The organism is Streptomyces sp. V4I23, assembly GCF_030817975.1.
In the GTDB taxonomy this organism is placed as follows: Bacteria; Actinomycetota; Actinomycetes; order Streptomycetales; family Streptomycetaceae; genus Streptomyces.
On the sequence record NZ_JAUSZW010000004.1, the window covers coordinates 6,561,139 to 6,585,001 of the forward strand.

A 23,863-nucleotide genomic window follows, 5' to 3' on the forward strand; every position below is an offset into this window, starting at 1 on the left:
GTCAGCAGGCGCCGAGGTCCTGCCAGACGCCCCACTCACCCGTGGTACCGGGCTCCTCCCCCTTCGTCCACCACTTGGACTTCCACGTGTGCGACCGGTGGGAGACCGTCGTCCCCCCGCCGTACTCCGTCGACGCGGACCACGCCGGCGCGGTGCACGCCCCCGGCGTGGGCGTCGGCGTGGGGGTCGGCGACGGCGATGTACCGCCGCCCGGCTCCACCACCGTCGTCCCGCGCGCCAGGTCCCCGGCGAGCGCGTACGTCTTCCCCCCGAACGTCATCGTCCAGTTCGACGGCGTCGACGTCGGCAGGTAGTACACGAAGTCCAGCTCCACCGACGCCCCCGGCGCCAGCGTCTGCCACGCCGGCAGCTTCAGCGAGACCCGGTGGAAGTCGCCGTCCAGGCCGCCCACGTTGTTCCCGCTGTGGTCGCTGCGCACGACCGTCGTGCCGAAGCCGGACTGGTCCTTGGCGTTCGCCGGTGCCGAGGTGCCGTAGTCGAACTGGAACTCCGTCCCGCCCGGCAGTGTCGCCTCGGAGTTGTTGGTGATCTTCAACTTGGGGCTGATCGGGTAGTTGGAGTCGCCCAGCGGGAACTGCCCGAAGTCCACGTCCACCATGACCGCCTCGGTCGGCAGGGCGGTGTTCGACCGCTCGGCGCCGTAGGGCGGGGCCGCCTTGAACTTCTCGTACATGGCGGAGGTGAGGGTGTCACCGGCTTCGTACTGCCCCTTCGCCGCGTTCCAGCCGTAGTCGCCCGCCAGTTCCCACACCATCGTGCCGCCGATGCCGCGGTCGACGACGTAGTCCGCCTTGGCCGCCACCGACTGCTCGTCCTCCGTGGACAGGAAGACCTTCTTGTCGGCGTTCCACAGCCAGGGCGCGACCAGCGTCGCGTCGTACCTGCGCACATAGGCGCCGGTCAGCTTCGTGCCGGCGGGGAAGCCGTAGCGGGTGACGTAGTCGCCGACGATCCCCTTCTCCAGGTTCTTGGCGTGCCACATCGGGTTGGAGCCCGCGGGGGACTCGTTGCCGCCTGTGTCCTTGTCGTGCCAGAGGTTGTCGATGCCGACGGCCCCGTCACCGCACTTGGTCAGGCCGGCGCCCGCCGGGCAGGTGGTCGACGGCGCCCTGCCCCACAGGCCGTCCGTTCCGCCCTGGACGTTCTTGAAGCCGCGGGTGTAGTACGGCAGCCCGATGTTGATCCGGCCGGCCGGCATCGAGCCGCGGAAGTAGTGGTACGCCCAGTCGGTGTTGAGGTAGCCGATGCCGCCGTACTGGGACGTCGAGTACACCCCGGCTGACTGCGTCGAGAGGACTCCCGGGGACGCGGCTTGGGAGACGCCGGACGAGAGCGAGCCGGCCAGCAGTGCGGCGGCGGCTGCGCCGACTGCGAGCAGCGATGCTCGTCTGTGGGTGGGGGACTGCACGGTCGGTTCCTCCTGGTGGGGGTCCCGAGACGCCCCGCCAGGGGCGCCCAAGGGGGAGTTCGGCTCGGCTCAACCGGCATGGGGATGACATGCTTTGGCCCGCCGGTGTGCGCACACCGGCGGGCCGGTCCGCGGAGGTGACGCAGAGATTAAGAGGACTAGACCAGTGAGTCAATAGGTCTGGACCTTTCCGTGCGACTGTGTCATCTGTGAGTCAGCCCACAGCGTTCACCCGCATGGCCGAGCGTCCGGCATGGCACACTGGCCCTGTATCAGCAGCAGCGCACTCCGGGGTCGGTGCAATTCCGAACCGGCGGTTACAGTCCGCGACCCGTCCGCAGCCAGCGGCCGGTTGACCAGGTGAAATTCCTGGACCGACGGTTAAAGTCCGGATGGGAGGCAGTGCGCGGCGGGCGACCCTCACGGGTGTGCCGGCCGTACGGGTACGGATCGACGTTCGCGGCGATCCTGTGCCATCGGCCTCGGCGTTCCCCGTGCCGTGTTGTTTCCCGCTCTCTGTCGTCACCGACAGGCCCCGGAGTCCGTGCCCGAATGAGGCAGGAGGACCCGGTGGCCACAGCCGACACGGACGCCATGCGACGGGCGATCGCGCTCGCCGCCCGCGGTCTCGGCTCCACCAGCCCCAACCCGGTCGTCGGGTGCGTCGTCACCGACGCCGCCGGACGCGTCGTCGGCGAGGGCTTCCACCAGCGTGCCGGCGGACCGCACGCCGAGGTCCACGCCCTGCGCGCCGCCGGCGACCTGGCCCGCGGCGGCACCGCGTACGTCACCCTCGAACCCTGCAACCACACCGGACGCACCGGCCCCTGCGCACAGGCCCTGATCGAGGCCGGTGTCGCCCGTGTCGTGTACGCGGTCGCCGACCCGACCCCGCAGGCCACCGGCGGGGCCGACACCCTGCGCGCCGCCCGGGTCCGGGTCGAGCACGGGCTCCTGGAGGACGAGGCCGAGGCGGGCAACGCCGCCTGGCTCACCTCCGTACGCCTCGGCCGCCCCCACGTCACCTGGAAGTACGCGGCCACCCTCGACGGCCGCATCGCCGCGGCCGACGGCACCAGCCGCTGGATCAGCTCGCCGGAGTCCCGGGCCGATGTACACCGCCTGCGCGCCGAGTCGGACGCGGTCGTCGTCGGCTCGGGCACCATGCGGGCCGACGACCCCCACCTCGCGGTGCGCGGCGTCGAGGGCGCGACCCAGCCCCTGCGGGTCGTCGTCGACAGCGACGCCGCGGCGGTGCGGCCCGGCGCGCGCGTGCTCGACGACGCGGCGCCCACGCTCGTCGCGATCGCCGAGGACGCCGAGAGCGACCTGCCCGACGTCCTGCGCCTGCCGCGCGCCGAGCGCGGGCTGTCCGTGCCTGCGCTGCTCGCCGGGCTGCACGAGCGCGGCGTCCGCTCCGTCCTCCTCGAAGGCGGGCCGACCCTCGCCGGAGCCTTCGTCACCGCGAACGCCGTCGACCGCGTCGTCGGCTATCTCGCGCCCGTACTCCTCGGCGCGGGCCCCGCGGCCCTCGCCGACGCCGGAATCACCACCATCGCCGAAGCGTTGCGGCTCGACGTCACCGAGACCGTGCGCATCGGGCCCGATCTGCGCATCACCGCGACCGTCACCAAGGGAGCTTGAGTGTTCACCGGAATCGTCGAAGAGCTGGGTGAGGTCACCGCCGTCGAGAACCTCGGCGACGCCTCCCGCTTCCGCCTGCGCGGACCCGTCGTCACCGAAGGGGCCAAGCACGGCGACTCGATCGCCGTCAACGGTGTCTGCCTCACCGTCGTGGAGACCGGCGACGGCGAGTTCACCGCCGACGTGATGGCCGAGACGCTCAAGCGCTCCAGCCTCGGGGCCCTCACCACCGGATCCCGCGTCAACCTGGAGCGCCCGATGGTGGCCGACGGACGCTTCGGCGGCCACATCGTCCAGGGGCACGTGGACGGCACCGGCACCATCGTCGAGCGCACCCCCTCGGAGCACTGGGAGATCGTGAAGATCTCCCTCCCCGCCGAGCTGGCCCGGTACGTCGTCGAGAAGGGCTCCATCACCGTCGACGGCGTGAGCCTCACCGTCGTCGAAGCGGGCCCCGACTACTTCACGATCAGCCTGATCCCCACGACGCTCGCGCTGACCACGCTCGGCGTCAAGCAGAGCGGCGACCCGGTCAACCTCGAGGTCGACGTCATCGCCAAGTACGTCGAGCGGCTGCTCGGCGCGGACCCGAAGGAGAGCGCGAAGTGAGCGCGCTGAGCTGGCTCAACACGGAGGCGTTCACCCTCTTCGGGCAGCACATCATGTGGTCCGACATGATCGGCAACACCATCGGGCTCGTCGCGCTCGCCCTCGGCTGGCGCCGCTCCGTCCTCACCTGGCCCGCGCAGCTGCTGTCCGGAGTCATCCTCGTCGGGGCGTACGCCTCCGCCCATCTCAGCGGCGGCGTCGGCAAGCAACTCCTGGTCATCGGCGTGGCCGCCTGGGGCTGGCACCAGTGGACCCGCGGCCGCCGGCAGGCCCAGGACGGCTCCATCGCCGTCCGGTTCGCCTCCTGGAAGGAGCGCGGCTGGCTCGCCGCCGGCGCGGTGCTCGGCACGCTCGCGGTAGGCGGCCTGTTCACCGCGTTCCCGTCGCTGTCCTGGAGCCCGTGGGCCGACGCCTACATCTTCGTCGGCACGCTGGTCGCGATGGTCGCCCAGGCCCGGGGCCTGGTCGAGTTCTGGTTCGCCTGGCTGCTGGTCGACCTCGTCGGCGTGCCGCTCGCCTTCAGCAGCGGCCTCGCCTTCTCCGGCCTCGTCTACGTGATCTACTTCGCCCTCGTCGTCTGGGGCGCCTACGACTGGTGGCAGCGCTCGCGCCGGAGTGCCGCGCCCGCCCTGGAAGGAGTCGCAGCATGACTGCCCTGCCCGCCTTGTACGCCGCCGACAGCTTCGAGGACCTCGCGCTCGACCCCGTTGAGCAGGCCATACGCGACATCGCCGCGGGCCGCCCGGTCGTCGTCGTCGACGACGAGGACCGCGAGAACGAGGGCGACCTCGTCATCGCCGCCGAGAAGGCCACGCCCGAGATCATCGCCTTCATGATGAGCGAGTGCCGCGGCCTCATCTGCGCCCCGATGGAGAGCGACGAGCTGGAGCGCCTGGAGCTGCCCCAGATGGTGGGCAACAACACCGAGTCGATGCAGACGGCCTTCACCGTCTCCGTCGACGCGGGCCCTGCCTACGGCGTCACCACCGGCATCTCCGCCTCCGACCGCGCCACCACGCTCCAGCTGCTGGCCGGCGGGCAGGCCGGCCCGTCCGACTTCGTGCGGCCCGGGCACATCTTCCCGCTGCGCGCCAAGCCCGGCGGCGTGCTGACCCGTCCCGGCCACACCGAGGCCGCCGTCGACCTCGCGCGGCTCGCGGGGCTGCGCCCGGCCGGCGCGATCGTCGAGATCGCCGGTGAGGACGGCGTCATGCTGCGGCTGCCCGAACTCGTCCCGTTCGCCCGCAAGCACGGCCTGACGATCATCTCCATCGAGGACCTGATCGCCTACCGCCGCAGCTCCGAGCCGACCGTCAAGCGTGAGGCGGAGGTCAACCTGCCCACCGCGCACGGGCAGTTCACCGCCTACGGCTACCGCTCCACCGTCGACGGCGTCGAGCACGTCGCCCTCGTCCACGGCGACCTCGGCGACGGCGAGGACGTGCTCGTGCGCGTCCACTCCGAGTGTCTGACCGGCGACATCTTCCACTCGCTGCGCTGCGACTGCGGGCCCCAGCTGGAGGCCTCCATGGACCGCATCACCGAGGCCGGCCGCGGCGTCGTCGTCTACCTGCGCGGTCACGAGGGCCGTGGCATCGGACTGCTGTCCAAGCTGCGGGCGTACGAGCTCCAGGAGCGCGGCCGCGACACCCTGGACGCCAATCTGGAGCTCGGACTGCCCGCCGACGCCCGCGACTACGCGGCCGGGGCGCAGATCCTCGCCGACCTCGGGGTGCGCAGCACACGGCTGATGACCAACAACCCCGACAAGACCGCCGCGCTCATCCGGCACGGCATCGCCGTCCTCGGACGCGAGCCGATGCCCGTGAAGGCCGGCGAGCACAACCTGCGGTACCTGCGCACCAAGCGGGACCGGATGGGCCACGACCTGCCCTGGCTCGACGCCGCCGGCACGTCCGCCTGCAACAACCAGTAAGACAGCCACAGAGCATCAAGGAGACACGTACGTGAGCGGCAAGGGCGCACCCGAACTGAGCGTGAAGAACTGCGGCGACCTCCGGGTCGCCGTGATTGCGGCGCAGTGGCACGAGAAGATCATGGACGGACTCGTCGACGGCGCCCTGCGCGCCCTCCACGAGCTCGGCATCGACGAGCCGACCCTCCTGCGGGTCCCCGGCAGCTTCGAGCTGCCGGTCGTCGCCAAGGTCCTCGCCGGCCGCGGCTACGACGCGATCGTGGCGCTCGGAGTCGTCATCCGCGGCGGCACTCCCCACTTCGAGTACGTGTGCCAGGGCGTCACCCAGGGCCTCACCCAGGTGTCCATCGACACGGGCGTCCCGGTCGGCTTCGGCGTACTGACCTGCGACACCGAGGAGCAGGCGCTCGACCGGGCCGGACTGGAAGGGTCGAACGAGGACAAGGGGCACGAAGCGGTCACCGCCGCGGTGGCCACCGCGACCATCCTGCGTTCAGTATCCGAACCCTGGCGCTGAGGGGAGCCCACTTCCGCGTAGGGTGGGAGCACCATGTCCAAGAAGACGTTCGAGGAGCTCTTCACCGAGCTCCAGCACAAGGCCGCCAACGGCGACCCCGCCACCTCCCGCACCGCCGAGCTGGTGGACAAGGGCGTGCACGCCATCGGCAAGAAGGTCGTCGAGGAGGCCGCCGAAGTGTGGATGGCCGCCGAGTACGAGGGCAAGGACGCCGCCGCCGAGGAGATCTCCCAGCTGCTGTACCACGTCCAGGTGATGATGGTCGCGCGCGGGATCTCCCTCGACGACGTCTACGCCCACCTCTGAGCCCGCCCCGCCCGTACGTACAACCCACGCGAACAAAGGAAGCCCGTCTCATGCTGCGCATCGCCGTCCCCAACAAGGGTTCACTGTCCGGACCTGCGTCGGCGATGCTCCATGAGGCCGGCTACCAGCAGCGCAAGGAGTCCAAGGAACTCGTCCTCGTCGACCCCGAGAACGAGGTCGAGTTCTTCTACCTGCGCCCCCGCGACATCGCCATCTACGTCAGCTCCGGCAAGCTCGACATCGGCATCACCGGCCGCGACCTGCTGCTGGACTCCGGTGCGAACGCCGAGGAGATCCTCCAGCTGGGCTTCGCCCGCTCCACCTTCCGCTACGCCACCAAGCCCGGCACCGCGAAGGGCGTCCAGGACTTCGGCGGCATGACGATCGCCACCTCCTACGAGGGCATCGTCGACAAGCACCTCGCCGACAACGGCGTCGACGCCTCCGTCGTCCACCTCGACGGCGCTGTCGAGACCGCGATCGAGCTGGGCGTCGCCCAGGTCATCGCGGACGTCGTCGAGACGGGCACCAGCCTGCGCAACGCGGGCCTCGAAGTGATCGGCGAGCCGATCATGACCTCGGAGGCCGTCGTCATCCGGCGCACCGGAGCCGACGCCGAGGACCCGCAGGTGCAGCAGTTCCTGCGGCGTCTCCAGGGCGTCCTCGTCGCCCGCAGCTACGTGATGATGGACTACGACTGCCGCGTCGAGAACCTGGAGCAGGCCGTCGCGCTCACCCCCGGGCTCGAGTCGCCGACCATCTCCCCGCTCCACCACGAGGGCTGGGTCGCCGTCCGCTCGATGGTCGCCGCCAAGGAGGCCCAGCGGATCATGGACGACCTGTACGCGCTCGGCGCGCGGGCCATCCTCACCACGGCCATCCACGCCTGCCGGCTCTGAGGGACGGCCCGACACATGTCCACCGCGACACCCCGCGTCCCCGCGCTCCCGGTCACCTTCAGGCCGACCCGCACCCGGATCGTCCTGCTCACCGTGGGCGCGGTGATGTGCACCGTTCTCATCGCCGTCACGCTCCTCCTCGAACGCCTCAGCGGTCCCGAGCGGGTGAGCTTCATCTTCACCGCGCTGCTCTTCTTCGGCGTGCTGGCGCTGCTCAGCAGGCCGAAGGTGGTCGCCGACGAGGACGGCGTGACCGTCGTCAACCTCACCCGGACGCGCCGGCTCGCCTGGCCGGAGATCCTGCGCGTCAACCTGCGTCCCGGTGACCCCTGGGTCTTCCTCGACCTCAGCGACGGCACGAGCCTGCCGGCCCTCGGCATCCAGCCGGGCATCGCCAAGGCACAGGCCATCGACGACGCGCGCGCCCTGCGTGCCCTCGCCGAGACCCACGGCACCCGCCCGGACACCCCCTAGCCCACACAACTGCCCCCGCCGCCCCCGGCTTGATTACTCTGGTGGGCGGCGGCGCCAGGTGCGCCCCGCCCCGCACCGTGCGGCCCCAAGCGGCCGGCGGGGCTTTCCTACGACCCGAGGAGTGACTCCCTCCGGCAATGGACGGATCGTCCGGTAGTACCTGCGCCGCCCCCTCACAGGAGGCGGCGGCATGATCATCCCGCTTCTGCTGCTCGCCGCAGCGTTCCTTCTCATCCTCGCCAACGGCTTCTTCGTGGCGGCCGAGTTCGGCCTCGTCACCGTGGAGCGACCCGACGCCGAGCGTGCCGCCGCCGAAGGCGACAAGCGCGCCCGCCGGGTCGTCGCCGCTCTGCGGCAGCTGTCGTTCCAGCTGTCCGGCACCCAGCTCGGCATCACCATCACCTCTCTGGTCGTCGGCATGCTCGCGCAGCCGGCGCTCGCCCAGCTGCTCGACGGACCGCTCACCGCCACCGGACTGCCCGACGGCGTCGTCCCCGGCGTCGCCGTGGTGATCGGCATGCTGCTCGCCTCGGCCGTCCAGATGGTCATCGGCGAACTCGTCCCCAAGAACTGGGCGGTGTCCCGGCCCCTGCAGGTCGCGCGCTTCGTCGCCGGCCCGCAGACGCTGTTCTCGGCCGTTTTCCGGCCCGTGATCACCCTGCTCAACGCCGCGGCGAACCGACTCGTACGGCTCTTCGGCGTCGAGCCCGCCGAGGAGCTGGCCTCCGCCCGCACCCCGGGCGAACTGGTGTCCCTCGCCCGTCACTCGGCTCGGGCCGGCGCGCTGGAGCAGGACACCGCGGACCTGTTCGTACGGACCCTGTCCCTGGGCCACCTGACGGCCCAGCATGTCATGACCCCGCGGGTGAAGGTGAGCGCGCTCCAGTCGGACGCCACCGCCGCCGACGTCCTCAACCTCACGCGTGCCACGGGCCTTTCCCGGTTCCCCGTCTACCACGAGCGCATCGACGAGATCGTCGGAATGGTGCACCTCAAGGACGCGCTCGCGGTACGGGCCGAGGAACGCCGGCGCGTGCGAGTGTCCCGTATCGCCGTACCGCCGCTGCTCGTTCCCGAGACGCTGCCCGTGCAGCAGCTCCTCGAACGGCTGCGCAGCGAACAGCCGATGGCCGTCGTCGTCGACGAGTACGGCGGCACGGCCGGCGTGGTCACCCTCGAGGACATCGTCGAGGAACTGGTCGGCGAGGTCCGCGACGAGCACGACGCCGAGGCCGACGCCCGGCCCGAGCTCGTGCCCGTCGCGCCCGAGGACGGCAGGCCGGCCTGGGAGGCCGACGGAAGCTGCCGGGTCCTCACCCTGCGCCGGATAGGTCTCGACGTGCCCGACGGCCCGTACGAGACCGTCGCCGGCCTCGTCGCCGACCTGCTGGGCCGCATCCCCGTCCCCGGCGACCGGGCCGAACTGCCCGGCTGGCGCCTCGCGGTGCGCCAGGTCGACCGCTACCGCGCCGAGCGCGTGCGCCTCGTGCGCACCGCCGACGTACCGGCGCTGACGGAGGCCGCCCGATGAGCGCCGTCCAACTGCTGTTCGCCCTGCTCCTGGTCCTGGCGAACGGTTTCTTCGTCGGGGCCGAGTTCGCCCTCGTCTCCGTACGCCGCAGCCAGATCGAACCGCTCGCCGCCGACGGCTCGGGGCGGGCCCGGCAGGTCCTGCACGGGCTGGAGAACCTGCCGCAGATGATGGCGGCCGCCCAGTTCGGCATCACCGTCTGCTCGCTCACCCTCGGCGCCGTCGCCGAACCGACCGTCGCGCACCTCCTGGAGCCCGTCTTCCACGCGGCCCGTGTGCCCGAGGGGCTGATCCACCCTCTCGGTTACGTGATCGCGCTGGCGGTCGTCGTCTTCCTGCACCTCGTCATCGGCGAGATGCTGCCCAAGAACCTGGCCATGGCCGCGCCCGAGCGGACGGCGCTGTGGCTCAGCCCCGGCCTCGTTGGTTTCGCCCGGCTCTGCCGTCCGGTGACGTCGGGGCTCGGCGCCTGCGCCAAGCTGGTGCTGCGCGCCTTCCGGGTCGAGCCGAAGGACGAGGTGGAGGCCGTCTTCACCAGCGACCAGCTGGGACAGCTCGTCGAGGACGCGGGCCAGGCCGGACTGCTGGCGCCCGCGGAACAGGAGCGTCTGGAGGACGCGCTGGAGCTGGGCAGCAGGCCGGTGAGCGAGGTGCTCATCGCCCGGTCCGCACTCGTGACCGTGCCGCCGTCGGTGACGGCGCGGCAGGTGGAGGAGCTGACCGTCCGCACGGGCTACTCCCGGTTCCCGGTCTCCGCCGGGGGCACCGGGCCCTTCATGGGTTATCTGCACGTCAAGGACGTGCTGGACCTGGAGGACGGCGAGCGGCCCGTGCCCCAGCACATCTGGCGGCCGATGGCGACGCTCCGCGCCGAGCTGCCGCTCGACGACGCGCTCACCGTGATGCGCCGCGCGGCGACGCACCTGGCGCAGGTCGCCGACGAGTCCGGGCGGGTGCTCGGCCTCGTGGCCATGGAGGACGTGCTGGAGAAGCTGGTGGGCGAGGTCCGCGACCCGGCCCACCGCGTCACGGTGCCGGCACGGGCGCCGAGGACGTCCGCCAGCCCGGACTCGGCCCTCGTGAGCTGAGCCGGGCGCCCCGGCACGACCGGGAGGCAGCGCCTTAGCCGAGGGGAGGCTCCTGCGGGCCGCGGCCCGCAGGACCGCGGCCCGACAGGACCTCCCCGTAGGCCTGCATCAGATCCGGGAGCCGCAGCGTCGACAGGTCCTCGCGGTTCAAGGTGCCCGGATACGTGGACAGCCGCAGGTCCCGGTACGCGCAGCTCTTCTCGTACAGCGTGCGCAGGAACCGGCCGTTGCCCAGCTCGTCGATCCAGCCCTGCTCGACGACATGGCCGCTGATCGAGCACAGCTCGTCACGGGCCTCCTCGTCCCACACGTCGCCGTTCTCCGCGGCCAGCACCTCGCCGATGGCGGTCAGCTCGAGCGGGCGGTAGGACGGGAAGTCGACCCGGGTGGTGAAACGCGAGGAGAGGCCGGGGTTGGTCGCGAGCAGGCGGTCCATGCCCTCGGGATAGCCCGCCAGGATGACCACCAGATGGTCGCGGTTGTCCTCGGCGCGTTTGAGCAGCACCTGCAGCGCCTCGTCGCCGTACGCGTCGCCCTTGCTGTAACCGGAATTGGAGAGGCTGTACGCCTCGTCCACGAAGAGCACCCCGCCGAGCGCCGAGTCGATCAGCTCATTGGCCTTCACCGCCGTCTGGCCGAGGAACTCGCCCACGAGGTCGGCCCGTTGGGCCTCCACCAGGTGGTCGCCGCCGAGCAGCCCGAGCGCGTAGAACACCCGGCCGAGGATGCGGGCCACGGTGGTCTTGCCGGTGCCGGACGGGCCGGAGAAGACGAAGTGCCGCTTGGGCGGTCGTACGGGAAGGCCCTGACCGGCCCGCAACCGGGCCATCTCCAGCTGCGCCGACAGCGCTTTGACCTGCCGTTTCACCGGCTCCAAGCCCACCATGCGCTCCAGCTCCGCCAGCGCCTCTGCCAGGAGCACCGGGTCGGTGGGGCCCGACGGGAAGTGCGGGGGAGTGGCCTGCGGGGACACGGTCGTGCGCCGCCGGGGTCCGTCCGAGGGCGTCGGCCCGTTCCCCGGCAGCTGGCTGCCCGGGTCGCCGGGCAGGCGCTCGGTGGCGACCGGGCCCTCGCCCTCGGTCTGGACGTCCGCGGCGTCGGCGCCGAAGCCGGTCAGCGACACGGCGGCCAGGCCCGCCGCCTCGTCGTAGCCGTCGATGCCGTCGTACTCCGCGATGGCCGCGAGCCGTGCCGAGGTGTCCATGAAGGCCGGGTCGATCCGGTGCACGGCCCGGTACAGCGGCATGGCCGCGGCGCTGCGTCCGGTGCCCTCGTGGGCACGTGCCAGCCAGTACCTCAGCTCCTTGCGCTGCGGCTGCTCGCTGCGGCAGCGCATCAGCGCGGCGGACAGCATGGGCTCCGCCTGGCGGAACATCTCCAGCCGCACCCGGGCCATCCCGCCGAACAGGCCGGCCTCGATGCCCAGCAGCGGATCGTCGACGAGCGGCTCGGTGTGGCGGACCAGCTCTTCCCAGTCCTTGACCAGGTAGGCACGGCAGGCGTGCAGGAAGCGCACCTGGGGGTCGGTGTCCACCGGCGGAAGCCCGGCCAGCGCCCGGTCGAGCTCGGGCACGTGGCGGCCGTCGAGCCAGTGGGAGGCGTGCGCCAGCAGGAGATCACGCCGGCTCTCCAGCACGGGCTGCACCCACCAGCCCAGCCAGTACCAGGAGTTGAGCGTGCGGCGGTGGCGGGCGCGCTGTTCGCCGAACCGTTCGCGGTGGCGGTACATGCGCAGCAGGGCGGTGGTGGTGTCGACGCGCAGGGCGTGGAGCCCCAGCCACGCGTCCGCCATCCCCGGGTCGAGCCGCACAGCGGCGCGGAACTCCTCCTCCGCCTGCGGGTAGGCGCCCATGGTGCAGGCGTCCACGCCGCGCAGCCAGGCGAGCTCGGCCGGAGTCCGTGCCCCCTGCGTGCCGTCGTCCATAGGGTCCCCCACACTCCCCCCACAAACCGTGCACCAGTGTTGTCGCGCCAGGGGGCGCCCACCGGCAGCGTACGCAACGACCATGCCGCGGACGGGAATTGAGCCCACCGGGGTGCATCGTACCGGCGAGCGGGAGCTGCGCTAAGAGCGCCGCAAGGACCAGGCGCCGGTGACCCACTGTGAGCGAAAGGGCCGGAAGAGTGCCGACGGTGAGAGGGAAGGGCGGAACGAAGCCCCCGATCACGGGGGAACAACCGGGGGCTTCGTGTCCGCGGCGGCTCCGGAAAGCCGCACATTGAGAACGTAAGACCTGTCCGCCCCGTCGGTCAAGCAGAGTTGAGGCACTCTTGTGCGGGAGGCCCGACTGCTCAGTATGCCTGGCCAGGGCGATCACCCTCGGTGATCGCGTCATCCGTTCGTGCTGTCCCGTCAGGTACCACCGACCACTCGTAACCCTCGGAGCACTCGCGCACCAGGATGTCTGCGTGCGGACGGGACGGGTCCGCGGAGAAATGGCGCATCTCCGCCGCCGTCCACCCGTCCCAGAAGGCGCTGAGCCCGGCACCGTCGCGCCGCCTGCCGCGCGCCCAGGAGTCCTCGGCCGCACGGTCCATCCACAGGAGACGGGCCAGGTGGGGCCGCAGGGCCCGCCTCCCCGCGCCGACGCCCTCGACCAGGACGACGGGCGCCGCGGGCAGCGGACGCGACTGACGAAAACGCCTCAGATTCCAGTCGTACGGGTGATACAGCGCCGTCCGTCCACGGGACAGCGGGGCGATCACCTCGTCCAGCATCCGGCCGGTCCACGCGAACAGCTCCTCGTGCGTGGCGAGGTCGTCCAGGTGCAGCACCGGCACGTCGTCCCCGCCGAACGCGGCGGCGAGCCGGGCCGTGAACGTGCTCTTGCCCGAACCGGCGTGGCCGTCCACCGCGATCAGGCGCACCGGACCGCACGAAGGGGCCAGTGCGCTCAGCCGCGCGGCGAGCCGGTCGAGATCGTCCATGGGGCAAGAGTAGAAGCCGTCACGGCGCGGCCGGGGCGCCCCCGCAGGTCATGCCAGTGGACCAGACCAATATTGCCCCGGCCGACGCGGTCCGAAGTGCTGGCCGAAGCCCCGCCCGAGCCGGGATAGTTGGCCCACTGTCGCGCACCTGACTTGGGGGTCCCATGGCCAGACCTACTTCGCGCAGAACCGTCCTGGGCGCCGCGATCGCGGCCGCCGCGAGCGCCGGAACGCTGTCCGCCGCCGGGCCGGCGGCCGCCTCACCCATGGCCGGCCCGGTCGGCGCCGCCCCCTCCTCCGGCCGGAACGCCGCCGCGGCCCCGCTCGTCGACAACCGCTTCTGGTCCACCTACACCGACTGGCGCTGCGGCGACCCGGCCGGCACCGCCGCCGTCTCCGGCCGACGCCCCGGCGTCGTGATCACCACGCCCGCCGGCACCGTCGACTACACCGATCCGCACAGCGGGCGCGGCGCCCGCTGGGAGTACGCGACCTGGACCTCGCCGGTGCACCGCTCGGCGGTGCCCGCGACCGAGGTCATCGCCTCCTGGAACGCGCACACCCCCGCCGGGACCTGGCTCCAGGTGGAGCTCGCGGGCACCTACTCGGACGGCACGGACACGCCCTGGTTCGTGATGGGCCGCTGGGCCGCGGGCGACGGGGACATCCGCCGCACCTCCGTCGACGACCAGAGCGACGGCAAGGCGAGCATCTGGACCGACACCTTCGCCGTCGACGACGCGGCGAGCGGGCTGCGCCTGACCTCGTACCGGCTGCGGCTGACGCTCTACCGCAGGCCCGGCACCCGCCTCACCCCGACCGTGTGGCGCCTCGGCGCGATGGCCTCGGACATCCCGGACCGCTTCGGCGTACCGGCCTCGGAGCCGGGCCTCGCCCGCGAGCTCGTGGTCCCGCGGTACTCGCAGAACACGCACGTCGGCCAGTACCCGGAGTACGACAACGGCGGCGAGGCCTGGTGCAGCCCCACCTCGTCCCAGATGATCATCGAGTACTGGGGGCGCAGGCCGACCGCCGACGACCTGGCCTGGGTGAACCCGGACTTCGCGGATCCGCAGGTCTGCCACGCGGCCCGCTTCACCTACGACTACCAGTACGAGGGCTGCGGCAACTGGCCCTTCAACGCGGCCTACGCGGCGACCTACCGCGACATGAGCGCGGTGGTCACCCGGCTCTCCTCGCTCACCGACCTGGAAACCCTGATCCGTGCCGGCATCCCGGCCATAACGTCGCAGTCGTTCCTCGAGGAGGAACTGACCGGAGCGGGCTACGGGACCGCGGGGCACCTGATGACGGTGATCGGCTTCACCGCCGACGGCGACGTGATCGCAGGTGATCCGGCGTCGCCGAGCAACGAGGCCGTGCGGCGTGTCTACCGGCGCGCCGAGTGGGAGAAGATCTGGCTCCGCACGAAGCGCTACAACGCGAGCGGGAAGGTCGTGTCCGGCACCGGCGGCGTCTGCTACGTGTACTGGCCGGCCGCCGCCACACCCGCGCAGCGCCGGGCTCTCGAGGCGGTCGGCATCCACTGAGGCGGCCGACCGGGCCCCGGGGGCGTGACGAACGTCTCTACCCCGGGGCCCGGAGGGGCTGGCACTGTAGTGGGGTCACGGGGGACGTCACCTGCACACCGACCGAACGAGACCGCCATGACTTCGACCGCCGCCACCGCCCACAGCGCCCGGCTCGGCACCCGCACCGGAGGCCCCGACGACGAGTCGTCGGTGCTGGAGCACGTCCTCGGCTGGACGCTCGTGGTCGTGATCGCCATGCTGATCACCCAGCTCGGCATGCTCTAGTCCGCGCCCCCGTCGGTCAAGACCGCGGACCGATTTCGCCGCTCTCCGGCAACATCGCGGCATCGCCGCACCCGCTCCCTGGCACCTCGTGACGGGAGCCGCCCGATCGGGCATACTCAACGCGCCAACAGCCGCCAACCAGCCTCTTTCGTGATCCGGAAGGGGACCATCGGCGTGGCAGAAGACCCGGCGACGCGCCCTCACCCTGCCCGCGCGACGCCGCAGCGCCCGACAGGGAGGAGAGCGCCGCAATGCCCGACCGCGCCCCGCAGCCGGTGGACCGTCAGCTGCCCACCGAGGAGGCCAGGGACCTGATCGCCCTGGTCCGCGACATCGCCGAGCGGGAGATCGCTCCCCGCGCGGCCGAGGAGGAGGAGGCCGGGCACTTTCCGCGCGAGGTCTTCCGGCTCCTGTCCGAATCCGGCCTGCTCGGCCTGCCCTACGCGTCCGAGTACGGCGGCGGCGACCAGCCGTACGAGGTCTACCTCCAAGTGCTCGAGGAGCTGGCGGCCGCCCGCCTCACCGTGGGCCTCGGCGTCAGCGTCCACTCCCTCGCATGTCACGCGCTCGCCGGCTACGGCACCAAGGAGCAGCGCGCCGAGCACCTGCCCGCGATGCTCGGCGGCGGCCTGCTCGGGGCGTACTGCCTCTCCGAGCCCGCCTCCGGTTCCGACGCGGCCTCGCTGCGCACCAAGGCGGTGCGCGACGGCGACGACTGGGTGATCACCGGCACCAAGGCGTGGATCACGCACGGCGGCGTCGCCGACTTCTGCACCGTCCTCGCCCGCACCGGTGGCGAGGGTGCCCGCGGCATCACCGCGTTCCTGGTCCCGGGCGACGCTCCGGGGCTGACCGCCGCCCTGCCGGAGAAGAAGATGGGCATGAAGGGCTCGCCCACCGCCCAGCTGCACTTCGACGGCGTCCGCATCCCCGACTCACGCCGCATCGGCGACGAGGGACAGGGCTTCGCCATCGCGCTCTCCGCGCTGGACTCCGGGCGCCTGGGCATCGCGGCCTGCGCCATCGGCGTGGCCCAGGCCGCGCTCGACGCGGCCGTCGGGTACGCGACGGACCGCAAGCAGTTCGGCCGCCCGATCGCCGACTTCCAGGGACTGCGCTTCATGCTCGCCGACATGGCGACGCGTATCGAGGCCGGGCGGGCGCTGTACCTGGCGGCGGCGCGGCTGCGGGACGCGGGCCGGCCGTTCTCGCGGCAGGCCGCCATGGCCAAGCTGTTCTGCACCGACGCCGCCATGAGCGTCACCACGGACGCCGTCCAGGTGCTCGGCGGCTACGGCTACACGCAGGACTTCCCGGTCGAGCGCTACATGCGCGAGGCCAAGGTGCTGCAGATCGTCGAGGGCACCAACCAGATCCAGCGCATGGTCATCGCCCGTCACCTGGCCGGGCCCGAGACCCGCTGACCCGCCCCTCCCACGCCAGGGGCGCCGCGAGCCTGCTCCACTCGGGGTCGCGGCGCCCCGGCAGCGTCCTGCCGCGGCTCGCCCACAGTGTGAGCAGCTCGCGGTAGATCGGCGGATCCGCCGGGTGATGAACCGATTCTTCATAGGCGGGCACGAGAAGCCGCCGACGGCCGCGCGTCGCGGTCGTGGAGTACAGCGTCATGCCGGGCCAACGCCCGGGCCCCGCGGCGGGTTACCGCCGGGCCGATTCGAGCGCCAGTCCACGGCGTACGCATGACGTCCGCGCCGTGACATGGCGGCGGGCCGCGGCAGCGCGGCCCGCGCGCTCAGGGGCGCGGAGTCAGGGGTATGGAGTCAGGCCGCGCGCCGCATCGGCGGCACCTTCAGCGGCCGCGACCCCGGACCGCCGACATGCGAGAACGGCTGGGTGCGCCAGTCGAGCCCCTGGGGCAGCGTCAGCAGCAGGGCCATGTCCTGCTCCTGCGCCTCGAGCGACTCGTCCGCGGGCCGGGCGTCCCCGGCGGACCGGCCGGTGCCCGAGCACACCGTCAGTCCGAAGGGGTTCCACGGGGTGGGGCACAGCGCGTGCTCCGGCAGGACGTCCTCGTCCGCCAGGAGCGCGATCGGCTGGGCGCAGTCCGGGCAGACGACCCGGTACATCTCGAAGGTGTCGTACGCGTCGAGCTCGTCGCCGTCGGCCTGTTCGGCCGAATCGACGGGCTCCAGTTCGGTACGGCCGTCGTTCTTAACGCTCTGCATGGAGAATCTCCCCCTCGGATGGGCCGACCAGGCGCTGATGGCCTCGACCACAGCAAGCAATGCCCATCGCGCGGGGCAGGTAACCGTGAGGTCACGGCGGACCGGGGGCGCAAACCTGTGGCGTTCGTCACATGGGTGTCGTAAGGCCCCCTCGCGGCCGCTGCGGACTGTGCCGGAGGCGGCCCGGGGCAATAGGTTGATCCGCATGGAGGAGCTGGATCGTCAGATCGTGGAGTTGCTCGTCAAGGACGGGCGGATGAGCTACACCGACCTGGGCAAGGCCACGGGCCTGTCCACCTCGGCGGTGCACCAGCGCGTCCGCCGTCTGGAGCAGCGGGGGGTCATCCGCGGCTACGCCGCCGTCGTCGACCCCGAGGCCGTGGGCCTGCCGCTCACCGCGTTCATCTCGGTGAAGCCGTTCGACCCCAGCGCCCCCGACGACATCGCGGACCGGCTCGCCGGGGTCCCCGAGATCGAGGCGTGCCACAGCGTCGCGGGCGACGAGAACTACATCCTCAAGGTGCGCGTCGCCACGCCCCTCGAACTGGAGCACCTGCTCAGCCGCATCCGCTCCCTGGCCGGCGTCTCCAGCCGCACCACGGTCGTCCTGTCGACCCCGTACGAGGCCCGCCCGCCGCGTATCTAGGCTTGGTCCCATGACCGAGCGCACCGCCCCCCAGAGCGAACACCGCACCGTGCTGCTGCGCGGTGGAGAAGTCCACAGCCCCGCCGACCCCTTCGCCACCGCGATGGTCGTCGAGAAGGGACATGTCGCCTGGGTGGGGTCCGAGGGCGCGGCCGACGCCTTCGCCTCCGGCGTCGACGAGGTCGTCGACCTGGAAGGCGCCCTCGTCACCCCCGCGTTCACCGACGCGCACGTGCACACCACGGCGACCGGCCTCGCGCTCACCGGCCTCGACCTCTCCGGCGCCGCCTCGCTCGCCGAGGCCGCCGCGCTCGTCCGCGCCTACGCGGACGGCCGTCCCGGCGACCGCATCCTGATCGGACACGGCTGGGACGCCGCGCGCTGGCCCGAGGCCCGTGCGCCGCGGCGCGACGAGCTCGACGAGCTCACCGGCGGACGGCCCCTCTACCTCACCCGTATCGACGTCCACTCCGCCGTCGTCACCACGGCCCTTCTGGACCGCGTCCCGGGCATCCGCTCCCTGGCCGGCTTCCGAGACGGCGAACCGCTGACCGGCGACGCCCACCACGCCGTACGCGCCGCCGCCTACGCGACCCTCTCTCCGCAGCAGCGCACCGAGGCGCAGCGCGCCGCTCTCAGGCACGCCGCATCCCTCGGCATCGGAACCCTCCATGAATGCGGCGGTCCCGACATCTCCTCCGAGGACGACTTCACCGGCCTGCTGCAGCTCGCCCGGGACGAGCCGGGCCCGCGCGTGGTCGGCTACTGGGCCGACCGGGACGTCGAGCGGGCGCGCGCCCTGGGCGCCCTGGGCGCCGCCGGTGACCTCTTCGCCGACGGTTCCCTCGGCTCGCACACCGCCTGCCTCCACGAGCCGTACGCCGACGCCGGCCACACCGGCGCCGCCCACCTCGACGCGGACGCCGTCGCGTCCCACGTCGTCGCCTGTACCGAGGCCGGCCTCCAGGCCGGGTTCCACGCCATCGGCGACGCGGCCCTGACCGCGGTCCTCGACGGCGTCCGCGCCGCGGCGGACAAGCTGGGCCTCGCCCGCGTCCGCGCCGCCCGTCACCGCGTCGAGCACGCCGAGATGCTCACCCCCGAAACCATCGCCGCCTTCGCCGAGTTCGGGCTCACCGCCTCCGTCCAGCCGGCCTTCGACGCGGCCTGGGGCGGCGAGACGGGCATGTACGCCCAGCGGCTCGGCGCCGAACGCGCCCGCACGCTCAACCCGTACGCGGCACTGCTGCGCGCCGGCGTCCCCCTGGCCTTCGGCTCCGACAGTCCCGTGACCCCCCTGGACCCGTGGGGGACCGTCCGGGCCGCCGCCTTCCACCGCACCCCCGAGCACCGCATCTCCGCCCGGGCCGCCTTCACCGCCCACACGCGGGGCGGCTGGCGGGCCGTCGGCCGCGACGACGCGGGTGTCCTGGTGCCCGGAGCACCGGCGGACTACGCGGTCTGGCGCACCGGCGAACTCGTCGTCCAGGCACCCGACGACCGCGTGGCCCGCTGGTCCACCGACCCGCGCTCGGGCACCCCGGGTCTGCCGGACCTCACGCCCGGCCACGACCTGCCCGTCTGCCTGCGGACGGTGGTCTCCGGCCACACCGTCTTCGGGGGACCGAACGGGTGACGTGCGGACATTTCGTACCGCCGATCGATGCCCGGACCGCTCGGCCTCGACCTGCGGATCTTCGCCTCTGACCTGGTGATACGGCCGATTCCCGCTGGTGGCGCGACTGTTGACAGCGAGCGCCCACCGGCCGGTAGGTTCGGCCGGGTCCACCACAGGACGTCCGACCGGCACCTTCCACGCAGTCGTCGAACGCCGCTGGGCCATGGGGTGGTGTGCCGCACCGGCGCACCACCACTGGGAGCCAGGTTCAGCGCCCGCGCCTCGGGGGCAGAGGGAAGGCTTCAGCCGGCCGGCAGGTGCGACCCGGGTGGGGCCCGGCGTTCAGTAGACAACGGCTCTCGGTCGACCCGCAGCCAGCGGGCCCCAGGTCGGCCCGAAGGACGCCGGGTCCGATCCGCTGCCGCCCACCGCCGTCCGGCGGCCCGCTCCCCGCTCCGGCGGCCCGTCACGACTCTGCGACGCGCCTGCCCGTCATCCGTTGCGTCATGATCCGCCGCCACCCCGCGGTGCGTTCCGCGCGCTCGCTATGGTGGGGCTCTGCGTACGGACTTTAAGGGGCAGCAGTGAACGACGGTGGTGCGGTTCCCCATGGCGGACCCCAGGGGAGGCGGTACGGCCCGCTCGGCAGGACCCTGGTGATCATCCCGACCTACAACGAGGCCGAGAACATCAAGGCGATCGTCTCGCGGGCGCGCGCCGCCGTGCCCGACGCCGACGTCCTCGTCGCCGACGACAACAGCCCCGACGGCACGGGCAAGTTCGCCGACGAGCTCGCCGCCACCGACGAGCAGGTGCACGTTCTGCACCGCAAGGGCAAGGAAGGGCTCGGCGCCGCGTACCTGGCGGGCTTCCGCTGGGGCATCGAGCACGGCTACGGCGTCCTCGTCGAGATGGACGCCGACGGATCCCACCAGCCGGAGGAACTGCCCCGGCTGCTCACCGCGCTCAAGGGCGCGGACCTGGTCCTCGGCTCGCGCTGGGTGCCGGGCGGCCGTGTCGTCAACTGGCCCCGGCACCGGGAGTTCCTCTCCCGAGGCGGCAGCACGTACTCCCGCATGCTGCTCGGCGTGCCCATCCGTGACATGACCGGCGGCTACCGGGCCTTCCGCGCCGAGACGCTGCAAGGTCTGGGGCTCGACGACGTCGCCTCGCAGGGCTACTGCTTCCAGGTCGACCTCGCGCGCCGGGCCGTGGCCGCGGGCTTCCACGTCGTCGAGGTCCCGATCACCTTCGTCGAACGTGAACTGGGCGACTCGAAGATGAACAGGGACATCGTGGTCGAGGCGCTGTGGCGGGTCACGGCCTGGGGCGTGGGGAGCCGGGCGAACCGGCTGCTCGGCCGGAAGCCCAAGGCTTCCTGATCCACTCCTTGCGCCACTTCGGCGGGCGCCCAGGCACACTGGGGGCATGACGACCGGCGCATCGACCCCGACCGCACCCCGGCGCTCACGCGCCCGCACCCTCGCTCCTCTCGGCGTCGCCGCCTGGCTGGTCCTCGAGATCTGGCTGCTGACCCTCGTGGCCGGAGCGGCCGGCGGCTTCGCCGTCCTCGGTCTCCTGGCCGGCGCGGGTGTGCTCGGCACGGTGGTGATCAAGCGGGCGGGACGCCGTGCGTTCACCAACCTCACGCAGACGCTGCAACAGCAGCCGGGTGCCGCCGCACCGACGGGCGGCGGAGAAGGCAACGGCCTGCTGATGCTCGGCGGCCTGCTGCTGATGCTGCCCGGTGTGGTGTCGGACGCGCTGGGCCTGCTGCTCCTGCTGCCGCCCGTGCGCACCCGGCTCGGCCGGTACGCGGAGCGCTCGCTGGAACGCCGGATGAGGGCGGCGTCGCCGGGCACGCTGGGCAACGCCTTCCAGCAGGTCAGGATCCACCGCCCCGACGGCAAGGTGGTCCAGGGAGAGGTCATCCGCGAGCCGGGCGCGGGGCGCCCGGACGAGCCGGATGTCCCGAGGCCCCCGCTGACCCCCTGACGCCGCGTCCTCCGCCCGCGCTTTCCCCGAGCCGGGGCGGGGGCCGACGCCATGGGGACCTGCCCCCGGATGCGGCCGGCGGGCAGCGCAGCCGGGGCGGCGCGACCCGCGCCGGGTGCGAGGCCCCTGCGTCCCGGCGGAACCGGCAGCACGAAATGGTCCGGCAGCACAAAACGGCGGAGCCGCGGGCTGGTCACACCACTGGTGTGGCCGGCCCGCGGCTCCGTACGTGCGTGACCGCGCGCTTCGGCGCGCCTACGCGGACTTGCGGCTGTCGCGCGGGTGCACCGCGATGTTCATGGCGCCGGAGCGCAGGACCGCCAGCCGCTCGGCCAGCACTTCCTCGAGCTCCTCGCGGGTGCGCCGCTCCATGAGCATGTCCCAGTGCGTACGCGCCGGCTTGCCCTTCTTCTCCTCGGGGCCGTCCCCGTCAACAAGGAGCGCCTGGCTTCCGCAGACCTTGCACTCCCACTCCGGCGGAATCTCCGCCTCGACCGAGAACGGCATCTCGAAACGATGCCCCTTCTCGCATGCGTACTCCACCGCCTGGCGCGGGGCCAGATCGATGCCGCGGTCGGTCTCGTAGCTGGTCACCACGAGGCGCGTGCCGCGAAGAGCTCGCTCACTCATGAATCGTGCCTCCCGGGCTTGTCGCCCACAGGACAGGTGTCGCTGTCGTCGTCATCCGGTCAACGTCCGGTCGGCGGTAAAGATTCCCGTTGCGGGTCATGCGTCGCCCGTCGTGCCGCCCCTTGTTCTACCCACCAGTGCCCGGTTTGTCACATCTGGCATCAGATGTCACCCAGCGTCTTCGCTACTTGAGCACGCAGTAACGGTCCGCCTGGCGGGCCAAAGGCGTACACTACCGGCCTTTCATCTCCGCGTCTAAATCCGGTCCGGAACGGGGTTGCCCGCGGCGGCCACCGCACGCCGCACCGGCACCCGCGCGAGCAGCACGAACCCGAGCATGAAGAAGATCACCAAGGAGATGATGGCATCCCGGTAGCTGCCGGTCAGCTGATACGCGAGACCGAACACCAGCGGGCCCAGCCAGCTCAGCCCGCGGTCGCTCATCTCGTACGCGGAGAAGTACTCCGCCTCCTTGCCCCGCGGCACCAGGTGGGAGAACAGCGAACGCGACAGGGCCTGGCTGCCGCCCAGCACCAGCCCGATCGCCGCCGCCAGGCAGTAGAACCACACCGGCGCGCCCGCCGGCAGGAAGTAGCCCGCGGCGAGGATGAGCGTCCACACCGCGAGTGAGGCGAGCACGGTGCGCTTCGCGCCGTGCGTCCGTGCCAGCCGGCCCATGCCCAGCGCGCCCGCGACCGCCAGGACCTGGACGAGGAGCACCGCCGTGATGAGCGTCGTCTGGTCCAGGCCCAGCTCTTCGGAGCCGTAGACCGAGGCCTGCGAGATCACGGTCTGCACGCCGTCGTTGTAGACGAGGTACGCGAGCAGGAAGGACAGCGTCAGCGGATGGCGGCGCATGTCCTTCAGCGTGGCCAGCAACTGACGCCAGCCGGAGCCGACCGCCCCCTCCCCGTCGACGGTGAGGCGGCGGTCCCGCAGCCGGCGCAGCGGAACGAGCGTGAAGGCGCCCCACCACAGACCGGCGGAGGCCAGGCAGATCCGCACCGCGTCGCCCTCGGACAGCCCGAAGGACTCGTGGCCGGAGTAGACGACGAGGTCGAGCACCAGCACCAGAGCGCCCGAGGTGTAGCCGAAGGCCCAGCCCCGCGAGGAGACCGCGTCGCGTTCGTGCGGCTCGGCGATCTGCGGCAGGTACGCGTTGTAGAGGACCATCGACACCGCGAGCGAGGCGTTCGCCACGATCAGCAGGAAGGCGCCGAGCAGGTACCGGTCGCCGTCCAGGAGGAACATGCCCGTCGTCGCGGCGGCGCCGAGATACGCGGAGACGGCGAGGAGAGGCTTCTTGCGGCCACTGCGGTCCGCCGCCGCGCCCGCGAACGGCATCACCAGCACCGCGAGGACGACCGACGCCGAGACCGCGTAGGGGAAGACGGAACCGGCCCGCACCGCGATCCCCAGCGGATGGACGAAGCCGTCGGCGTCGGCGGCGGCCTTGGCGACCGATGTCAGATAGGGCCCGAGGAACACCGTGAGCACGCTCGTCGAGTACACCGAGCACGCGAAGTCGTAGAAATACCAGCCCCGTTGCTCGCGTCTTCGCTCGCGGGCGCTGTCCGCGCCGTCCGTGCGGTCGGGGGTGCCGGCCGTCATCC

Annotated in this window: 22 protein-coding genes, 1 pseudogene and 1 riboswitch; of the genes and pseudogenes, 17 read left to right on the forward strand and 6 right to left on the reverse strand. The window is 72.2% G+C overall.

All coding sequences use genetic code 11. The features are described from left to right. Position 1: 1 nt before the first annotated feature. Positions 2 to 1,300 (reverse strand): annotated as a pseudogene (locus QFZ82_RS32175) (chitinase C-terminal domain-containing protein); the annotation flags it as partial. Positions 1,301 to 1,708: 408 nt separating this feature from the next. After that, positions 1,709 to 1,839, forward strand: a riboswitch (FMN riboswitch). A 160-nt stretch (positions 1,840 to 1,999) separates the two neighbouring features. On the opposite strand from QFZ82_RS32175, the gene ribD reads away from it, so the two are divergent. From ribD to QFZ82_RS32225, 10 genes are all read left to right on the forward strand, one after another. Further along, entirely contained in the window at positions 2,000 to 3,073 is a 1,074-nt protein-coding gene (gene ribD, locus QFZ82_RS32180; protein WP_307716470.1) for a bifunctional diaminohydroxyphosphoribosylaminopyrimidine deaminase/5-amino-6-(5-phosphoribosylamino)uracil reductase RibD, read from the forward strand. Beyond that, positions 3,074 to 3,682 (forward strand): riboflavin synthase, encoded by a 609-nt coding sequence (locus tag QFZ82_RS32185; RefSeq protein WP_307716471.1) that lies wholly within the window; start codon positions 3,074 to 3,076, stop codon positions 3,680 to 3,682. Continuing rightward, the gene (locus tag QFZ82_RS32190; RefSeq protein WP_177153273.1) at positions 3,679 to 4,332 is read left to right on the forward strand and encodes a nicotinamide mononucleotide transporter family protein; all 654 of its coding nucleotides are present in this window, start codon (positions 3,679 to 3,681) and stop codon (positions 4,330 to 4,332) included. Before QFZ82_RS32185 ends, QFZ82_RS32190 begins: the two co-directional genes overlap by 4 nt. Further along, a complete protein-coding gene (locus QFZ82_RS32195) occupies positions 4,329 to 5,618 on the forward strand; it encodes a bifunctional 3,4-dihydroxy-2-butanone-4-phosphate synthase/GTP cyclohydrolase II (RefSeq protein ID WP_307716472.1) in 1,290 nt (429 codons plus the stop codon). Before QFZ82_RS32190 ends, QFZ82_RS32195 begins: the two co-directional genes overlap by 4 nt. 31 nt (positions 5,619 to 5,649) lie before the next feature. Beyond that, entirely contained in the window at positions 5,650 to 6,135 is a 486-nt protein-coding gene (ribH, locus tag QFZ82_RS32200; RefSeq protein WP_177153271.1) for a 6,7-dimethyl-8-ribityllumazine synthase, read from the forward strand. Between the two features lie 33 nt (positions 6,136 to 6,168). Continuing rightward, entirely contained in the window at positions 6,169 to 6,441 is a 273-nt protein-coding gene (locus QFZ82_RS32205; RefSeq protein ID WP_011027788.1) for a phosphoribosyl-ATP diphosphatase, read from the forward strand. Between the two features lie 50 nt (positions 6,442 to 6,491). Further along, positions 6,492 to 7,340: an ATP phosphoribosyltransferase gene (hisG, locus tag QFZ82_RS32210; RefSeq protein WP_177153270.1), complete on the forward strand. Its 849-nt coding sequence runs from the start codon at positions 6,492 to 6,494 to the stop codon at positions 7,338 to 7,340. Positions 7,341 to 7,355: 15 nt separating this feature from the next. Next, positions 7,356 to 7,814 (forward strand): PH domain-containing protein, encoded by a 459-nt coding sequence (locus QFZ82_RS32215; protein WP_307716473.1) that lies wholly within the window; start codon positions 7,356 to 7,358, stop codon positions 7,812 to 7,814. A 190-nt stretch (positions 7,815 to 8,004) separates the two neighbouring features. Continuing rightward, complete coding sequence (locus tag QFZ82_RS32220; protein WP_307716474.1) at positions 8,005 to 9,345, forward strand: hemolysin family protein; 1,341 nt, start codon at positions 8,005 to 8,007, stop codon at positions 9,343 to 9,345. Continuing rightward, positions 9,342 to 10,433, forward strand: a complete 1,092-nt coding sequence (locus QFZ82_RS32225) for a hemolysin family protein (protein ID WP_307716475.1) — start codon at positions 9,342 to 9,344, stop codon at positions 10,431 to 10,433. The genes QFZ82_RS32220 and QFZ82_RS32225 overlap by 4 nt, the downstream gene beginning before the upstream one ends. Before the next feature lie 34 nt (positions 10,434 to 10,467). Here QFZ82_RS32225 and QFZ82_RS32230 read toward each other — a convergent pair whose 3' ends face one another. Then, a complete protein-coding gene (locus QFZ82_RS32230; protein WP_307716476.1) occupies positions 10,468 to 12,357 on the reverse strand; it encodes an AAA family ATPase in 1,890 nt (629 codons plus the stop codon). A 368-nt stretch (positions 12,358 to 12,725) separates the two neighbouring features. After that, on the reverse strand, positions 12,726 to 13,361 hold the full coding sequence (locus tag QFZ82_RS32235) for a uridine kinase (RefSeq protein WP_307716477.1): 636 nt from the start codon (positions 13,359 to 13,361) through the stop codon (positions 12,726 to 12,728). A gap of 164 nt (positions 13,362 to 13,525) precedes the next feature. Between QFZ82_RS32235 and QFZ82_RS32240 the strand changes: the two genes are divergently transcribed. The 3 genes from QFZ82_RS32240 to QFZ82_RS32250 all read left to right on the forward strand — a co-directional run bounded on the left by QFZ82_RS32240 (position 13,526) and on the right by QFZ82_RS32250 (position 16,602). Continuing rightward, positions 13,526 to 14,911 (forward strand): peptidase C39 family protein, encoded by a 1,386-nt coding sequence (locus QFZ82_RS32240; protein ID WP_307716478.1) that lies wholly within the window; start codon positions 13,526 to 13,528, stop codon positions 14,909 to 14,911. 117 nt (positions 14,912 to 15,028) lie between these two features. Further along, positions 15,029 to 15,178 carry an SCO1431 family membrane protein gene (locus QFZ82_RS32245; protein ID WP_307716479.1) on the forward strand — a complete coding sequence of 50 codons (150 nt, stop codon included), beginning with the start codon at positions 15,029 to 15,031 and terminating at the stop codon, positions 15,176 to 15,178. Between the two features lie 251 nt (positions 15,179 to 15,429). Continuing rightward, on the forward strand, positions 15,430 to 16,602 hold the full coding sequence (locus tag QFZ82_RS32250) for an acyl-CoA dehydrogenase family protein (protein ID WP_307716480.1): 1,173 nt from the start codon (positions 15,430 to 15,432) through the stop codon (positions 16,600 to 16,602). Between the two features lie 354 nt (positions 16,603 to 16,956). On the opposite strand, the gene QFZ82_RS32255 is transcribed toward QFZ82_RS32250, so the two are convergent. After that, positions 16,957 to 17,361 (reverse strand): hypothetical protein, encoded by a 405-nt coding sequence (locus QFZ82_RS32255; RefSeq protein WP_307716481.1) that lies wholly within the window; start codon positions 17,359 to 17,361, stop codon positions 16,957 to 16,959. 205 nt (positions 17,362 to 17,566) lie between these two features. Here QFZ82_RS32255 and QFZ82_RS32260 point away from each other — a divergent pair, with 205 nt between their 5' ends. From QFZ82_RS32260 to fxsA, 4 genes are all read left to right on the forward strand, one after another. After that, the gene (locus tag QFZ82_RS32260) at positions 17,567 to 18,007 is read left to right on the forward strand and encodes an Lrp/AsnC family transcriptional regulator (RefSeq protein WP_307716482.1); all 441 of its coding nucleotides are present in this window, start codon (positions 17,567 to 17,569) and stop codon (positions 18,005 to 18,007) included. A 10-nt stretch (positions 18,008 to 18,017) separates the two neighbouring features. Further along, complete coding sequence (locus QFZ82_RS32265; RefSeq protein ID WP_307716483.1) at positions 18,018 to 19,643, forward strand: amidohydrolase; 1,626 nt, start codon at positions 18,018 to 18,020, stop codon at positions 19,641 to 19,643. A 566-nt stretch (positions 19,644 to 20,209) separates the two neighbouring features. Continuing rightward, on the forward strand, positions 20,210 to 21,007 hold the full coding sequence (locus QFZ82_RS32270; protein ID WP_307716484.1) for a polyprenol monophosphomannose synthase: 798 nt from the start codon (positions 20,210 to 20,212) through the stop codon (positions 21,005 to 21,007). Positions 21,008 to 21,053: 46 nt separating this feature from the next. Further along, positions 21,054 to 21,620: an FxsA family membrane protein gene (gene fxsA / locus QFZ82_RS32275; RefSeq protein WP_307716485.1), complete on the forward strand. Its 567-nt coding sequence runs from the start codon at positions 21,054 to 21,056 to the stop codon at positions 21,618 to 21,620. 255 nt (positions 21,621 to 21,875) lie between these two features. Here the strand turns inward: fxsA and QFZ82_RS32280 are convergent, their stop codons facing one another. Both QFZ82_RS32280 and QFZ82_RS32285 read right to left on the reverse strand, forming a co-directional pair. Next, the gene (locus QFZ82_RS32280; RefSeq protein WP_026278069.1) at positions 21,876 to 22,250 is read right to left on the reverse strand and encodes an RNA polymerase-binding protein RbpA; all 375 of its coding nucleotides are present in this window, start codon (positions 22,248 to 22,250) and stop codon (positions 21,876 to 21,878) included. A 255-nt stretch (positions 22,251 to 22,505) separates the two neighbouring features. Further along, the gene (locus QFZ82_RS32285) at positions 22,506 to 23,861 is read right to left on the reverse strand and encodes an MFS transporter (RefSeq protein WP_307716486.1); all 1,356 of its coding nucleotides are present in this window, start codon (positions 23,859 to 23,861) and stop codon (positions 22,506 to 22,508) included. Positions 23,862 to 23,863 lie beyond the last annotated feature (2 nt).

Excerpts from the sequence above, each read along its gene's own strand:
- QFZ82_RS32195 (WP_307716472.1), top strand. The coding sequence starts at position 4,329 with ATGACTGCCCTGCCCGCCTTGTACGCCGCCGACAGCTTCGAGGACCTC.
- QFZ82_RS32205 (WP_011027788.1), top strand. The coding sequence starts at position 6,169 with ATGTCCAAGAAGACGTTCGAGGAGCTCTTCACCGAGCTCCAGCACAAG.
- hisG (WP_177153270.1), top strand. The coding sequence starts at position 6,492 with ATGCTGCGCATCGCCGTCCCCAACAAGGGTTCACTGTCCGGACCTGCG.
- QFZ82_RS32215 (WP_307716473.1), top strand. The coding sequence starts at position 7,356 with ATGTCCACCGCGACACCCCGCGTCCCCGCGCTCCCGGTCACCTTCAGG.
- QFZ82_RS32220 (WP_307716474.1), top strand. The coding sequence starts at position 8,005 with ATGATCATCCCGCTTCTGCTGCTCGCCGCAGCGTTCCTTCTCATCCTC.
- QFZ82_RS32225 (WP_307716475.1), top strand. The coding sequence starts at position 9,342 with ATGAGCGCCGTCCAACTGCTGTTCGCCCTGCTCCTGGTCCTGGCGAAC.
- QFZ82_RS32230 (WP_307716476.1), bottom strand. The coding sequence starts at position 12,357 with ATGGACGACGGCACGCAGGGGGCACGGACTCCGGCCGAGCTCGCCTGG.
- QFZ82_RS32235 (WP_307716477.1), bottom strand. The coding sequence starts at position 13,361 with ATGGACGATCTCGACCGGCTCGCCGCGCGGCTGAGCGCACTGGCCCCT.
- QFZ82_RS32240 (WP_307716478.1), top strand. The coding sequence starts at position 13,526 with ATGGCCAGACCTACTTCGCGCAGAACCGTCCTGGGCGCCGCGATCGCG.
- QFZ82_RS32245 (WP_307716479.1), top strand. The coding sequence starts at position 15,029 with ATGACTTCGACCGCCGCCACCGCCCACAGCGCCCGGCTCGGCACCCGC.
- QFZ82_RS32250 (WP_307716480.1), top strand. The coding sequence starts at position 15,430 with ATGCCCGACCGCGCCCCGCAGCCGGTGGACCGTCAGCTGCCCACCGAG.
- QFZ82_RS32255 (WP_307716481.1), bottom strand. The coding sequence starts at position 17,361 with ATGCAGAGCGTTAAGAACGACGGCCGTACCGAACTGGAGCCCGTCGAT.
- QFZ82_RS32260 (WP_307716482.1), top strand. The coding sequence starts at position 17,567 with ATGGAGGAGCTGGATCGTCAGATCGTGGAGTTGCTCGTCAAGGACGGG.
- QFZ82_RS32265 (WP_307716483.1), top strand. The coding sequence starts at position 18,018 with ATGACCGAGCGCACCGCCCCCCAGAGCGAACACCGCACCGTGCTGCTG.
- fxsA (WP_307716485.1), top strand. The coding sequence starts at position 21,054 with ATGACGACCGGCGCATCGACCCCGACCGCACCCCGGCGCTCACGCGCC.
- QFZ82_RS32280 (WP_026278069.1), bottom strand. The coding sequence starts at position 22,250 with ATGAGTGAGCGAGCTCTTCGCGGCACGCGCCTCGTGGTGACCAGCTAC.
- QFZ82_RS32285 (WP_307716486.1), bottom strand. The coding sequence starts at position 23,861 with ATGACGGCCGGCACCCCCGACCGCACGGACGGCGCGGACAGCGCCCGC.